Source organism: Marinobacter sp. V34 (genome assembly GCF_055524115.1).
The window spans coordinates 138,338-152,720 of record NZ_JBUPZY010000005.1 but is presented as its reverse complement, the minus strand read 5'-3'; the positions used below and the strand labels follow the sequence as shown (position 1 = coordinate 152,720).

At 58.4% G+C, this 14,383-nt stretch carries 13 protein-coding genes; 4 read left to right on the top strand and 9 right to left on the bottom strand.

Annotated elements, in window-relative coordinates; all coding sequences use genetic code 11:
• The first annotated feature begins 24 nt into the window (after positions 1 to 24).
• Genes thiS through slmA form a run of 3 tightly spaced genes read left to right on the top strand, consistent with a single transcriptional unit; the run spans position 25 to position 1,723 of the window.
• Positions 25 to 225 carry a sulfur carrier protein ThiS gene (thiS, locus tag AC0B60_RS10380; protein ID WP_465085741.1) on the top strand — a complete coding sequence of 67 codons (201 nt, stop codon included), beginning with the start codon at positions 25 to 27 and terminating at the stop codon, positions 223 to 225.
• A gap of 55 nt (positions 226 to 280) precedes the next feature.
• Complete coding sequence (locus AC0B60_RS10375) at positions 281 to 1,090, top strand: thiazole synthase (protein WP_465085740.1); 810 nt, start codon at positions 281 to 283, stop codon at positions 1,088 to 1,090.
• A 36-nt stretch (positions 1,091 to 1,126) separates the two neighbouring features.
• The gene (gene slmA / locus AC0B60_RS10370) at positions 1,127 to 1,723 is read left to right on the top strand and encodes a nucleoid occlusion factor SlmA (RefSeq protein WP_465085739.1); all 597 of its coding nucleotides are present in this window, start codon (positions 1,127 to 1,129) and stop codon (positions 1,721 to 1,723) included.
• Here slmA and AC0B60_RS10365 read toward each other — a convergent pair.
• The 3 genes from AC0B60_RS10365 to AC0B60_RS10355 form a co-directional block, all read right to left on the bottom strand.
• A complete protein-coding gene (locus AC0B60_RS10365) occupies positions 1,714 to 2,538 on the bottom strand; it encodes an inositol monophosphatase family protein (RefSeq protein ID WP_465085738.1) in 825 nt (274 codons plus the stop codon). The two genes, slmA and AC0B60_RS10365, sit on opposite strands and share 10 nt — an antisense overlap.
• A gap of 49 nt (positions 2,539 to 2,587) precedes the next feature.
• A complete protein-coding gene (locus AC0B60_RS10360) occupies positions 2,588 to 3,883 on the bottom strand; it encodes a pyridoxal phosphate-dependent aminotransferase (RefSeq protein WP_465085737.1) in 1,296 nt (431 codons plus the stop codon).
• A 92-nt stretch (positions 3,884 to 3,975) separates the two neighbouring features.
• The gene (locus AC0B60_RS10355; RefSeq protein ID WP_465085736.1) at positions 3,976 to 4,716 is read right to left on the bottom strand and encodes a substrate-binding periplasmic protein; all 741 of its coding nucleotides are present in this window, start codon (positions 4,714 to 4,716) and stop codon (positions 3,976 to 3,978) included.
• Positions 4,717 to 4,902: 186 nt separating this feature from the next.
• On the opposite strand from AC0B60_RS10355, the gene AC0B60_RS10350 reads away from it, so the two are divergent.
• Positions 4,903 to 5,565 carry a response regulator gene (locus AC0B60_RS10350; RefSeq protein WP_465085735.1) on the top strand — a complete coding sequence of 221 codons (663 nt, stop codon included), beginning with the start codon at positions 4,903 to 4,905 and terminating at the stop codon, positions 5,563 to 5,565.
• 5 nt (positions 5,566 to 5,570) lie between these two features.
• On the opposite strand, the gene AC0B60_RS10345 is transcribed toward AC0B60_RS10350, so the two are convergent.
• From AC0B60_RS10345 to AC0B60_RS10320, 6 genes are all read right to left on the bottom strand, one after another.
• Positions 5,571 to 7,313 carry a hybrid sensor histidine kinase/response regulator gene (locus AC0B60_RS10345; protein ID WP_465085734.1) on the bottom strand — a complete coding sequence of 581 codons (1,743 nt, stop codon included), beginning with the start codon at positions 7,311 to 7,313 and terminating at the stop codon, positions 5,571 to 5,573.
• A gap of 76 nt (positions 7,314 to 7,389) precedes the next feature.
• Positions 7,390 to 8,484: a lipase secretion chaperone gene (locus AC0B60_RS10340; protein ID WP_465085733.1), complete on the bottom strand. Its 1,095-nt coding sequence runs from the start codon at positions 8,482 to 8,484 to the stop codon at positions 7,390 to 7,392.
• Positions 8,485 to 8,570: 86 nt separating this feature from the next.
• Complete coding sequence (locus AC0B60_RS10335; protein ID WP_465085732.1) at positions 8,571 to 9,497, bottom strand: esterase/lipase family protein; 927 nt, start codon at positions 9,495 to 9,497, stop codon at positions 8,571 to 8,573.
• Between the two features lie 153 nt (positions 9,498 to 9,650).
• Positions 9,651 to 9,974: a DUF3301 domain-containing protein gene (locus tag AC0B60_RS10330; RefSeq protein WP_007155520.1), complete on the bottom strand. Its 324-nt coding sequence runs from the start codon at positions 9,972 to 9,974 to the stop codon at positions 9,651 to 9,653.
• Positions 9,971 to 13,054 carry an efflux RND transporter permease subunit gene (locus tag AC0B60_RS10325; protein WP_465085731.1) on the bottom strand — a complete coding sequence of 1,028 codons (3,084 nt, stop codon included), beginning with the start codon at positions 13,052 to 13,054 and terminating at the stop codon, positions 9,971 to 9,973. Before AC0B60_RS10325 ends, AC0B60_RS10330 begins: the two co-directional genes overlap by 4 nt.
• Positions 13,054 to 14,154 (bottom strand): efflux RND transporter periplasmic adaptor subunit, encoded by a 1,101-nt coding sequence (locus AC0B60_RS10320; protein ID WP_465085730.1) that lies wholly within the window; start codon positions 14,152 to 14,154, stop codon positions 13,054 to 13,056. Before AC0B60_RS10320 ends, AC0B60_RS10325 begins: the two co-directional genes overlap by 1 nt.
• Positions 14,155 to 14,383: the final 229 nt, after the last annotated feature.

Here is a 14,383-nt window from a genome sequence, read left to right as displayed (position 1 = left end):
CAAATGTTTAAGGCAGGTAACGTTATGCAGGTACAGGTCAACGGCGACGCCATGGAGCTTCCCGAAGAAGTCACTGTCGCGGTATTGATAGAGCGGATGGCATTGATCGGCAAGCGGTTCGCTGTGGAAGTCAATGAAGATATTGTTCCCCGCAGCCAGCACGCCACCTTCAGCCTCAGTGATGGCGACAGGGTAGAGGTAGTTCACGCTATTGGCGGCGGTTAATAACGGCCTTGCCATTCCTTTTTCACGATTCTTTTAATGAGTTCAGGTGTAAAGCATGAGTGACCGTTCTGAAAGACCGCTTCCCGAAGACAAGCCGCTTGAAATCGCCGGCCGGGTATACCAGTCCCGGTTGCTGGTAGGCACTGGTAAGTACCGGGACATGGCTGAAACCGGCCATGCGATTGAAGCCAGTGGTGCGGAGATTGTCACCTTTGCCGTGCGCCGTACCAATCTTGGCCAGAACCCGGATGAACCGAGTTTGTTGGACGTGGTATCGCCTGAGCGCTACACCATGCTGCCAAACACCGCCGGTTGTTATACTGCGAAGGACGCGGTACGCACCTGTAAACTGGCCCGGGAACTCCTGGATGGTCATGACCTGGTCAAACTGGAAGTGCTGGGTGAGGAAAAAACCCTGTACCCGAACATGACCGAAACCCTGGTGGCCGCAGAAGAGCTGATCCGCGATGGGTTCAAGGTGATGGTGTATTGCTCCGACGACCCGCTGCTGGCCAAGCGCCTTGAGGAAATGGGCTGCATCGCCATCATGCCGCTGGGCGCGCCAATTGGCTCCGGACTGGGTATCCAGAACCGCTACAACATCCGCCTGATCATCGAGAACGCCAACGTACCGGTGTTGGTGGATGCCGGTGTTGGTACCGCGTCTGATGCAACCCTGGCGATGGAGTTGGGTTGTGATGGCGTACTGATGAACACAGCCATCGCCCAGGCCCAGGACCCGATTCGCATGGCCAAGGCGATGCGCCTGGCCATTGAATCAGGCCGCGATGCCTATCTCGCGGGGCGTATGCCGAAGAAGCTTTATGCCAGCGCGTCGTCGCCTCTCGATGGCACCTTTTTCTGATGTCCTGAAACGTTAAACAGAGCCTGCAGTCCTGCCATGACAGAACAAAAAATCAGTCGCCGCGAAGCGATTCTTCATGCCCTCGTGGAGCTTCTGGAGAAAGATCCTGGAGCACGAATTACCACCGCTGGCCTCGCAAAATCCGTGGGTGTTACAGAGGCGGCCTTGTACCGCCATTTCCCCAGCAAACGGAAAATGTTTGAGTCGCTGATCGAGTTCGCGGAGGAGGCAGTGTTCTCGCGCTGCCAAGTTATCCTGCAGGAACAGGAAGATGTTCGGGTTCGGCTACAGCAACTGGTGCATCTGGTTCTGGTGTTTGCCGAACGCAATCCGGGGCTGTGCACGGTGCTGACCGGTGATGCGTTGATGGGGGAGAATGAAGCCCTGCGCAAGCGAGCGTCGCAGTTCTTCGAGCGCCTGGAAACCCAGGTGCGTCAGGCCTTGAAAGAAGGCGAGATTCGCCAGGGCCTGCGCCCCAGAACCAGTTCCGCAAGGGGTGCGGATTTTGTGCTGGTGTTTATGGAGGGCCGGGTTCAGCGCTACGTCCGCTCGTCGTTTTCCCGATTACCCTCCAACGATTTTGAAGAAGCCTGGGGCTTGGTTTCAGAAGCGGTCTGGGGCGTTCAATCGTAACCCGACGCCCTGCGCAGGATGTCGCGCACTGGCATCCAGACCGCCGGGGCTGATATCAGGATATCCCGCCCCCACAAGTCCGCCGGATATCCCTCCGGTACCTCACTGAAATGCCCCGCCGTCGCGCCCGCCTCCAGCGCAATCAGCCTGGCTGCCGCGAAGTCCCAGGGGCTGACGTTCTCGTAGTAGATGTCCAGCCGCCCGCAGGCCACCCAGCAGATGTCCAAGGCTGCTGAGCCGATCCGGCGCAGATCCCGGCATTGATGAATCATGGCTTCCAGCCGGTTTATCAGGGGGGCAAGGCTGTCCTTGGTGTAGGGGAAGCCGGTGGCGAATAGCGAATCCCTGGGCAGCGTTGCCCCGCTGTGTGTGATGGGGTTGCCATTCAGGGCGGCGCCGGTACCCCGTGTGGCACGGAAGGTTTCACCCGAAAACGGAGCATGTACCACGCCAGCCTGCACCCGCCCCTGTTCCGCATAGGCGATGGAGACTGCGACCTGGGGGTGGCCGTAGGCGTAATTCACGGTGCCGTCGATGGGGTCGATAATCCACAGCGGGGTGTCCAGATTCTCGGCCTGGCTGAGGTCTGGCATGGTTTCTTCTGAGAGGATCCGATGGTCCGGGAAGCGCTCGCGAATGGCGCCGGTGATCATCTCGTCGGCCATCACGTCGGCGTGGGTGACCAGCTCCGACTGCTGTTTATAATCGGTACGAAGGGTGTTCTGCTCTCGTTCGTGTTTGATCAGCTCACCGGCCCGCAGGGCCAGGTCTTCGGCGAAATCCGCAATGGCGGCAATGGCTTCCGGGTTAGACACGATGGCGCCCTCCGATCTGAAATGAGGGCGCCAGTCTATCATGATCCAGTTATAGGCCGGTGAGCCACTGCTCCATCTTGTCCATGGCTGTCACCAGTCGCGGGCAGGCCTGTTGGACGAAATCGTCGCTCAGTTCCTGTTCACCGTACTCCTTTCCGGCCAGAGCCAGCGCCTCAGCGCCGTCAAAATCGACGAAAGCGAGACGTGCGGCAAGGTGGTTCGGGACAAAACCAAAATCGCTGGCGGGCAGGATGGCTACGCCGGTGTTTTCGAGCAGAGACTGGCACAGTGCCTGACTGGTTTTGATGTCTCGACGGGCCATCGCCTCGCGGAAGTTGGAAAAGTCCGGAAATAGATAGAACGCGCCTTCGGGCTTCTGCACCACGGAGCCCATACCCGTGAGGCGGCGGTGGAGGTATTCACCTACGACCTTAAGGACCCGGCGTGACTGCTTCAGGTATTCATCCAGGTCTTCGCCACCATTAAACGCAGCAATAGCCGCATGTTGGATTGGGGCGCTGGTCGCGGTGTAGGTTTCGCTGGCGATGATCGCCATAGCGTCCTGCAATGGCCGTAGCTCCGGCGGGAAAATAAAGGTGCCGAGGCGCCATCCACCCGCGCCGGCCCACTTACTCAGGCCGGTGCTGATGATGGTGCCTTCGGGATAATAACGGGCAATGGATTTGTGCCGGCCCTCGAAGTGCACCTCGCCGTATATCTCGTCCGACAGCAGGATCAGCTTGTACTTGCGGGCGACGTTGGCGATGGCCAGCAACTGGTCGTCTGTATAGGTGCAGCCCGTTGGGTTGGACGGGTAGTTGAGAATCAGGATGCGCGGCCGCGACGGGTCGTCGCGGCAGATGATGTCCAGTTCCTCCGCCGTCAACTGCCAGTTGTTCTCCGCATGCGTCGGAAGCCAGTGTACCGAACGGCCGATAATGCGAGCCTGAGGCGCGTAGGACACCCAGCTTGGTCGCGGAATCAGCAAATCGCCGTAGTAGGCCAACTGCAGCATGAACAGCAGTTCCTTGGAACCGGGGCCGATCAATACATCTTCCCAGGTACAGCGCATACGCTCACTGCGGTTAATGTAGCCCGAAATCGACTCCCGCAGGGCCTTCAGGCCTTTCACCGGGAGGTAGTCTTTCTCGTGGGCATGCTCGCGCAGGGCATCGACCACGCGGTCGGGCACCGGGAAGGGCGACTGGCCCAGCCCGAGTTTGATAATGTCCCGGCCTTCGGCGCGCAGCTGGTTGCTGAGTTCGTTGATGCGGAGGGTGGCAGAGGGCTGGATGCCCCGTACGTTCAGGTTAATGGCGTAGCGGTGATCAGTCTGGATGTCCATGGTCCCGGTCTGTCGGTTGAGGGGTACAAACCGCAGTATAGGAAACCTTTAGGCGCCTGTATGGTTCCGGAGGTAGGTGATTGCCGCAGGCGCTAGTCTGAATCGCTGGATTCCAGTTCAGCCAACGCCTTGTTGAATTTATCACGGAGCGCCTCGCCTTCCGGGTGTTGGCGGGAGAATGCTGCACGAAACCCCCGCACTTCGCCAACGGTTCGTGGCATTGCGGACACATTTGCCAGCTCTGGATGGTCGGCGATGTGTTTGTCGATCAGATACCGACAGACGGTTTCCTCGCAGATGAACAGGTCGATACGGCCAAAGGCAATCATTTTCAGCCCCGTGAATTCCGGGGATTCCTGGCTGATCTTAACAACCCGGGCGTTGCCGGCGGCCAGCCAGTCCATGAACTCTGGGGCATAACTGTAGGACGCGGATAGCCCAATCCTCAGGCCGGCGAGATCATCCAGCTCCTGCCACTGAAGGCCCCGGTCGGAAAGGCTGAAAAACACATCGCGGGCCTCGCTGATGGGGTTGGTGAAGTGGTAGTGGCGGGCGCGGTTTGGCGAGTAAGTCAGAGAGTAGATCAGATCGGAGGTTCCTGCGCGAGCGCTGGCTTCCGCCCGGACCCAGGGTACTAGCCGGAAAACGGGGTCATAGCCCATCTTCGTCAGGACCCGGCGGAGGGCTTCCGTATGGGTACCCTTCACCTCACCGTTTTCCTGGTATTGGTAAGGGGGATAGGTCGACGTGACAACCGTCATTGCAGGGCGGTCGGCATGGGCAATAACGGGGATGAGCACAGAGAGTAAAAGTGCCAGAAAACGTCCAGACATCAGTGCCTTGATCCAAGCAGGTGAGAAAGTGTCGTGGCGCCAGTATAGCGATTACACCCCGCACCTGCACAGGTGGTGGAAGGGGCATGCATCAAAACTGTTAAACAGCGAACGGTCGATTCCGGTTTTCATCCGTATAGTATTCCGCACCGCAGTAACAAAAACAGCCATTTTGCGGAGAAACCCATGGACACCAGAACGGCTGATAACGCCGACTGTGCACTGCTGTCATCCGGAGACAGCCTTCCCCTGGCACGCGTGTTGATCGTGGACGACCACCCGTTTTTCCGCTTTGGGATTACGGCCATTCTTGAACAGGAACATCTGGCTCGGGAGGTTGCGACGGTAGCCTCGGTGGCGGACGCGGTTGACGACCTCCGATTGCGGCCGGAAACCTCTCTGGTTCTGCTGGACCTGACGTTGCAAGGGGAGGCGGGCCTGTCGTTGTTTTCCGCACTCGAAGAGATCGGGTTGCCCGTGTCCGTAGTAGTGATTTCCAGTCGCGAGGACGAGGCCTCAGTACGAGCGGCACGTTCTGCCGGTGCGGTGGGGTTTTTGCCCAAGTCTGCTGGCCGCCGCTCGCTGATTCGAATGGTCCAGCGGGTCAGCAACGGCCTGCTGTTCTATCCGTCGTTGCCGTTTCCATCCCTGAGTCCGGAGCACCTCACCCCTCGCCAACTGGAGGTTCTTAGGCTTTTGGCGGACGGGCTTCCCAACAAGCGGATTTGCCAGGCTCTTGATCTCACCGAGCATACGGTGAAAACTCACCTGAAAGCGATTTTTACCCACCTGGGTGTCCACAATCGTACCGAATGTGTTGCCCAGGCGAGGGCGCTGGGGCTCCTCTGACGCGATCAGTCAGCAAGGCGATCCAGTTGAGTAACAGCGGCCCGCAGCCTCATCGGTATCAGCGGTTTGTGCAGTACCCATAGTCGGCGTTCAGGGTTGTAGCCCTGGGGAATGGCCGTATCGGCTGTTATCAGGATGCCGCCGCGGACCGACTTGCGAGCGGAAAGCCGATCGTAGAGAGCGTGGCCGGACATTTCCGGGAGATGAATGTCACTGACCAGAATGGCGTTGGACGATGTTCCCCAACGGGCGATTGCCTGTTCCGCGCTGGCGACACCCCTCACGCTGTAGCCCCAGGAAGCCAGGGTTTCGCAGGTCCAGTGGCGGGCCTCATCATGATCCTCCACTACCATCAGCGAGGGTGATTGAGCGGAAGGTGGAACAGCCGCTCCGGAAACGGACTCTGTTGTCTGTGGCGCGGGCGTTGCCGGCAGGAAAACCCGGAAACAGGCGCCTTGCCCTGGTTGTGAGCTGACGCTGCAATGCCCCTTCATCATGCCTGTTAGCTCACGGACAATGGCCAGCCCGAGCCCCAGGCCGGGACAACTACGCTGGCGTAGGTTGCTGCGGAAAAAGGGGGTGAAGATCTGTTCAAGGGTGCCGTCATCGATGCCCCGGCCATCATCCTGCACCTCGATGCACAGTGTTCCGTCGTCCTGGTGTGCTCGAAGATCAATCCGGGTTGCGTCGCTATGTTCCAGCGCGTTCGTTACCAGATTCTGGAGTACGCGGTGCAGCAACTGCGGGTCGGCAAGAACCCCACTGCCGCTGGCGGGTTTATGGATGACTAGCTGCGCACCCGGGCTTTGGGCCTGCTCACTAAACGTTTCAGACACCTGCCGTATGACCTGCCACGTACAGAGCCTGGCGGGCTCAGGGGAGATCATGCCCTCCTGGATGCGGGAGATATCCAGAACCGAGGCCAGCAGGCTGTTGAAATGGGTCACCGAGGATTTAAGTCGCGACACCAGCGACTGCTGTTCGCCTGGCAGACCGTCAGCGGTGAGATTTTCCAGAATCAGGCTGATGACGTTCAGGGGTTGCCGAAGGTCATGGCTGGCGACGGTAATTAGGCGGGTCTTGCGGTGGTTCTCCTGTTCGGCCTGTTGTTTGGAGGCATTGAGCATCTGGCGATCCAGGAAGTGAGCTCTTTGACGGTGTTCGCTGAGCCAGGATCCGACCATCCCGATGATGTTGGCGGTGCCGATGAAAAAACCGTTGATCATGAGTTGGTGAGCCGTCGAACCGGTAATGTACTCGACCCAAAGATAGGCAACGATAACCAGCAGGGACGCGCCGGACACCGTGCGAAACGGAATGCCCATCACAAAGTAGCCGAACATCAGCATCAGGAGGATGCCTTCATAGGGCAGTGGGTGGTTCTCCAGACGTGCAAGCCCAATAATACCCACCACACTGAGGCCACCGACGAGGTAGGCGAGCGCATAGATCTTTACGAAGTGGTCATCACGAATGTTTCGATAGGACAACCACCACACGCCGACGATGACCGGGCAGGTGATTATAAGCCGCACAGCGATAGTATCCCGTGCGATGGCCGGGGGTAGCATGAGGGAATCCAGCAGGGTATATACCAGGAACAGCGTCAGCGCACTGGCGGAGACCGGCCGTGCGCGTGATCGTATGCCTTCGTCCCTGACGCCACGATAATGGGCTTCCAGCGCTGGCTCAAACCGCAGTTGCTGAAATCCGTTGGCTCGCTGATCCCGGAGCTGGGATAAATTCATCGAAGACTGTCCGGTTGTTATTGTCGTTTCCTTCAGTTTACGCCGGCCAGGCTGTCAGGAATGGCATTGGAGCACACTACGGTGATTGCGACTCCAGTGCTCGCAGTCGGGCCCAGGTGCGGGTCTGTTCGTTATCAAAGTGCTGCTCCAGCAACCGGTTCTTCTGGGTCGCTCTGTCCTCTTCTGCCAACCCCGAGTTGTCCAGGCTCGCCAGTGCCTGCTGGAACTGTTGGTAATGGCTGTCGAACTGCTCCCGTTCCTCCATGTAGGCGACCACTTCGCGGGCCTCGGCATCGTCAACGCCCAGTTCCCGTAGCCGGCGTCCGGCGTCGGACGGGGAGTCCGCTTCTGACAGTGCCTGTTGTCTTGCTCGGTAGTCGCCGCTTTCCTCGATCATGCGGGTTTCGGTGCGGCGGATTACCTCGGGAAGCTGCTGCCGATGCCATTCAACCAGTGTCTTTTTAGCTTCAGTGGACAGGTCGGTGCGCTGATGGATCTCAAGACTGGCGAGGGTATAGTCGCCGTAGGCTTCCTCCAGTCCGAAAAAGGCCTCGTGGGTGTCGGCAGCGAACATGCGCCGGCGCAGCTGTTTCATGTCGGCCAATGCACCCTTGAGCATGTCCAACTGGTATGCGGGATCGTGCTGCCGGGCGGGGTCGAGTCCCTGGTTGCCAAGTGCAAGAGAGGCATCCTTGTACTCCAGGTACCGGTTAAGCAGGGTCATGGCCTCGCGGGCAGCGCTTTCCGGCAGACTCTGTTGGGCGAGGGTTTCGATCTGGCGGAGTGCCTGCTCAGCCGATACCTCGCCAATGGTGTTCAGGAAATAATCGAAGAAGTCACGGGTTTCCAGATCAATGATCAATTGGCCGCTGGCGCCGGCCCGTAAGCTGCCGTCGATGTTTGTACCTGCGAGGGAGCTGGCAAACGGTTGGTCTCCCAGGCTATCCGGTGTCTGGTAAGAGAGGGGAGCATCCTCGCCAACGGCAAGTAGCGCCTTCGCAATGTCGGGTTTCTGGTGGGTTTCAGGCGTTGCTGGTGAGCTCGCCGCCTGTGCCGTGCTCTCGCCGGAAGACGTGTCCGCCGATAGGAACCACATGCAGGCAACCACCACCGGAACGGCGACAATCAGGGGAATTAAGGCCTTTCTGTTCAGTTTTTCGCTATTGTTCATACCCATTATCCTGCCTTGGCAACTGTCGTCGCCGGGCGCGCATCAGCGGGGCGCCCGGCGACGGTTCAGACTCGAAAGCGCGAGGGTTAAAGCCCGCGATTTTTCAGGCGGTTGGCATGGCTGCGATAGAGCGAGACCGGATTGGTGCGCCATGAACGGGCGCCGAACAGGTGATTTATGGCGTCTACATGGTTCATGTCGTAATGGGTGCCAATGACATTGCCCATCTTGGTGGAACACTCACCGACCAGGCCGTCGTTGGGCTCGTTACCGAAAGCCAGGGACGTGATGCCCAGGAACGGGTCGGTGATGTCGGTCCAGTTGGTCCAGACGGATGTGCCGGTCCAGGAGAAAAACTTGATCCGGTTGCCGTTGATCCACACGTCCTCGTTGGTGCCCGCGCAGGACCATCGGTTCACCCCTTTCCAGCCGAGGGCGTTGTTCAACTGCGTGGTGCCGGGTGTTGTCAGGGTTTCCAGTGCCGCAATGCCATCCTGGGGGTTGTTGGAACCAGACAGCGCGTTGACCAGATCCCCAAGCGCGTTGGCAATGGCACCGGCTCCACCTTCCACGTAACTGCCGGGTGGAATGATTCCCCGAGCGACGTCCGCGACTTTTGAGCCTTTGTTGACGCCATTGATTGACGTTACCGAGGCAATTTTATGGGGAATAAGCGAGGCGGTCACGCGGGAAGTGGGTGCGCCCTGGCTGTGGGCCATGATGTTGACCTTCGACTGCCCAAGCCCGTTGATGTAGTTGGCGAGTTGCTGGCCACGCTGCTCGCTGCTGTTCACAAAGGACACGCTGGCGGAATATACCCGGGCGCCGCTGCGCTCAAGGTTCCAGGGAACGTTGTGGAAGTAATTGATCAGGCCGCCGATGGTATTGAAACCGGTCACACCGTGGACCAGAACGATGGGATGCTTTGTTTTGGTATAGCTGGCATGGCTGAGTGTGGGTGCTGCAAGCACGGCACAGCTCATGATCACCGCAAAAGTGATGAGTTTACGCATGGTTGACTCCTGTTGTTTTTGTGAGAAAGCCACCCTGTTGGGGCCGCTTTTTGTCGCCAATGCGTGGAAGATTATTTGTGATTGGGGCGGGAGTAAGAATCGCCCATTTGGGGGAGGGGATCTGTCGCGTCTACAGGGGGATGTGCCCGGAGGTCAGAGGTCTGGGCCGAAACGGTGGGGGTCCAGCTCCATATGGATGATGCGAGGGCCGAGCATGATGATTCGGCCGAGGTAGCGTTCCTCTCCGGTTGACGTGAATTCGAACAGGAAGCGGCGCCACACCCGGGTGCGGCCGTTGTCGTCACGCTTGAACCATACGCCACGCAGGTACACGGCGTCGTCCAGCAGCATCACATCCATTTTCTTGCAGTAGTTTCTGGCTGCCTGAAGCACAAAGTCCTTGATGGCCTTGGCCCGCCACCAGTACCAGGTGGCGAAGCCGGCTACAAACAGCCAGAAGAGCGTTCCAAGGGTCACTGGGCGTGAGCCGTGTTCCCAGTGCTGCCATTTGCGTCGTCATCCGCCGTGGAGCCGTGGTGGTCACGGCCCAGGAGGATGTAGAACGCGGGCAACACGAAAATGGTGAACAGCGTACCGATGCCCAGGCCTGCACTGATGGTCAGGCCGATGGCGAACCGGCTTTCCGCGCCCGGGCCTATGGCGATAAGCAGCGGCACCATGGCGAAGATCAGCGCCAGGGAGGTCATGATGATGGGGCGCAGCCGAATGGCAGCCGCTTCAATCACGGCCTCAATTTTGTCCAGTCCGCGTTCCTTCTGCAATTGATTGGCAAACTCGACAATCAAGATGCCGTTCTTGGAAACCACCCCAATCAGCGTGATCAGGCCCACCTGGGTGTAAATGTTCATGGTGGCGAAGCCGAGCACGATAAAGGCCATGGCACCGGCTACCGACATGGGTACCGAGACTAGAATGATAAACGGATCACGCCAGCTCTCGAACTGAGCCGCCAGCACCAGGTAAATCACCAGCAGTGACAGGAAGAAAGTCACCATCAGAGCGCTACCCTGGGTTGCCAACTGCCGACTCTGGCCGGTGTAATCGGAACTGAAGCCTTGGGGAAAGACCTCCGCCGCAGTTTTTTCCATGAAATCCATAGCGGTACCCGCTGCTACACCTGGCATGACAACACCCTGCAGTGTCAGCGAGTTCTGCTGGTTGAACTGGGTTCGGTTGGAGGGCTCAACGTCATGGGTGAAATTCACGACGCTGCCCAGCGGAACCAGTTCACCGGTGTCGGCGCGGATCTGGTATTCATTCAGGCTCTGCTCATCCAGGCGGTATTGCTGGTCCACCTGAGGGATCACCTGATACGACCGGCCTTCCATATTGAACCGATTGATATAGCCACCCCCGAGCATGCTCGACAATGTCTGGCCGATGTCCTGCATCGACAGGCCCAGATCGGCCACACGATCACGGTCCACCTCGATACGAGTGACGGGCCGGTCGAAGTTAATGGACTTCTGCAGGAACATGAAGTTGCCGCTGCCCATAGCTTTGCCCAGCAACTCATCCGCCACTTGGTCCAGTTGTTCGTAACTGTTGCCGGTGGTGATCACGAACTGGAAGGGCAGGCCGCCCCCGGAGCCGGGTAGGGAGGGGCGTGGGAATACCGCCGTTTGCAGGCCGGTTACCTTGCTCAGTTCTGCGGCCAGCGCGGGTTGAGCATCAAACTGGGAAATATCCCGGCTACTCCAGGGGGCCATTTTGAAACCGCCAAACACCGCATTTGGACCGGTAATGCCGATGATCATGAAATCTTCTTCGTAACCTGGCACGGTCGACATACGGTTCTGGATTTCGTCACCATGCTCCTGGAGGTACTTCAAGGTGGATGTTTGCGGCCCAAGTCCCTGGTAGAACAGGATGCCCTGGTCCTCCGTGGGTGCCAGCTCGCTCTGGCTCATCATCACCATGAAATAGATTGAGCCGAGCACCACTGCTGCAAAGAACACCACCACGGATTTGGTTTGCATCAGCGAGCTCAGTGCACGCTTATAGGCACCGGACAGGCCGTTGAAGGTGCGCTCCACCAGTTGCTCGAAACGACCTGGGTTGCCATGGGGTTTGAGCACCTTGCCTGACAGCATGGGTGATAGGGTCAGCGCGACGATGCCCGAAATGACCACGGCGCCCGCCAGGGTGAAGGCAAATTCGGTGAACAGCGAACCGACCAGCCCGCCCATGAAACCGATAGGGGCATAAACCGCCACCAAGGTGGTGGTCATGGCGATGATGGGTACTGCCATTTCCCGGGCACCGCTGATGGCGGCCTGGAAGCGGGACTCACCTTCCTCGATGTGTCGGTGGACGTTCTCCACCACAATGATGGCGTCGTCCACTACCAGGCCGATGGCAAGAACCATGGATAGCAACGTCAGCAGGTTTAGCGAGAAACCGAACGCCAACATGATAAAGGCACTGCCAATCAGCGACAGTGGCACGGCCACTGAGGGTACGATGGCAGCGCGAAGGGAACCAAGGCAAAGGAATACCACTACCAACACGATGCCCAAAGCTTCCAGCAGCGTCTTGATAACCTCATTGATGGAATTTTCAATAAAATCCGAGGCGTCGTAAGCCAGGCGCACCTGCAGGCCTGAAGGTAACTGGCTCCGTATTTCCGGAAGCTCGTCTTTCACCAGTCCGGCCACCGTCAGCGGGTTGGCACCGGGCGCCAATTCAATGGCCACGTAAGTTGCGGGCTGGCCTTTGTAAAGGGCCAACTGGTCGTAGGTCTGGGACCCCAACTCAACCCGGGCGATATCCTGCAGGCGAATCTGGGAACCGTTGAATTGCTTGACCACCAGGTTGCGGAACTTGTCAGGGTCGGCGACATCGGTGTCGCTGGTCATACTGACTTCAGTGTAAGCACCCTTGGTGTTACCGACAGCGGCCTGATAGTTGTTGGCGCGAAGCTTGGCGATCACTTCCTGGGGTGTCATGTCCACGGCAGCCAGACGCTCCGGGTCAAGCCACACCCGCAGGGCGAAGGTTCGGCCCAGAAGGTCCGCTTTGCCGACACCGGAGAGGGCCTGGAGCTTGGGTTGCACCACCCGGGTCAGGTAGTCGGTGATCTGAGGAACGGTCAGTTCCTCGCTGTAGAACGCGATGTACATCAGTGCCGCTGAATCCCCCGTGGTAGACGTGATTACGGGGTCCTGTGCCTCGGCGGGCAGCACGTTGCGCTGGCTGGCCACTTTGGCCTGGATCTCTGCCAGCGCAGCGTTGGCGTCGTAGTTAAGTACCATCTTGGCCTGGATGGTGGAAGTGCCCTGGGAACTGGTGGAGGTCAGGTAATCAATACCACTGGCTTCGGCAATAGCCTGTTGCAGGGGCGTGGTTATAAAGCCCTTGATCAGGTCTGAGCTGGCGCCCGGATACGCGGTGGTCACAGTAACCGTGGTGCTTTCCAGTTCCGGGTATTGCCGGATTTCCATTTCCATGGCAGCCCGCGCGCCCAGCAGGAGGATAAGCAGGCTGACCACCGTCGCCAGAACGGGACGCTGGATAAAGATGTCGGTGAATCGCATTACTCAGACGCCTCCTGCGGTTGCTCGTCCTTCTGGATTTCAACCTTCTGGCCGGCGCGCAGACGAAGCAGGCCCTTGGAAACCACAGTTTCGCCCGACTCAAGGCCAGACTGCACCGCCGCCCGGGTATCGCGTGTTTCGCCGGTGGTGATGGTACGACGGTTCACCACCAGATCGCCGTTGTCGTTTTCTTCAACGACGAATACGAAATCGCCATAAGTGTTATAGGAAATGGCCGTGCGCGGCAACGTCACGACGTCTTTGTCCTGTGGTTGCCTGGTCTGGATGGTGGCAAACATACCTGGGCGCAGGCGATTTTCAGGATTATCCAGGGTGGCTCGAACCCGAACGGTACGGGTTTCGGGGTTGACTGACGTGTTGATGGCACTGATTTTACCATCAAACGTTTGCTCAGGAACTGCCGCTACGGTTGCCACCACCGGGTAGCCGGTTTCTACCTTGGGAAGATCCTTCTCGGACAGGGTATAGTCAACATAAATCGGGTCCAGCATGTTGATTTCCACAATTGGGGTGCCGGTGGCAATGTACTCGCCCTGATCCACCATCCGGATGCCGAGGGTGCCGTCGAACGGAGCCCGGATGACCTTCTTGCTGAGCTGTGCTTCTGCTTCGTTTACCCGAGCTTTTGCTGCATCAAAATTGGCCTTGGCCTCGTCATACTGCGATTGGGAGACGGCTCGCTTTGGAAGCAGATCGGCTATCCGCTGGAATTCCTGCTCCGCCAAATGGGATTCGGCCCGACGGGTACGAAGGGCTGCTTCGTCGATTTCTGCGTTCAGGCGAATCAATATATCGCCCTGCTTGACGGTGTCGCCGGATTCGAAACTGATCTTCTCGATCACGCCGGGGACTTCGTTGGCAACCTCAATGCCGTTGACTGCTTCTATACTACCCACCGCTTTGATCGCGGGCGTCCAGCTTTCAGTACGGGCTTCGGTTGCAGAAATCTGTGCAGGCGGTTGAGCCTGGGACATCTGTTCCTGCATCTGGCCGAACTGATAGAACTTGTAGCCGAAGATGCCGCCGAGCACGACACCAAGAAAAATGATTACAATCAGGAAGCGGGAGGCAGTGCGCATAATTCAGGTCCTGGGGTGGTATGTCCGTTACAGGTAATCGCGTTAGTTTTACAGGCTCCGGATCTCGTGAGGATGGAGTTGCCTGGCTCGTCGGGGGCTGTGTTGGCAAGTACTCGTCAACAAACCGCAAAGAATAGCATCCTATACAAGCGAGAGGGTCGCTGTCACTGATTTGTCAGTGAAAATGCGTAAAATTACTGCGCTCCAGGCGTCTTCGTCTACCTTGCCC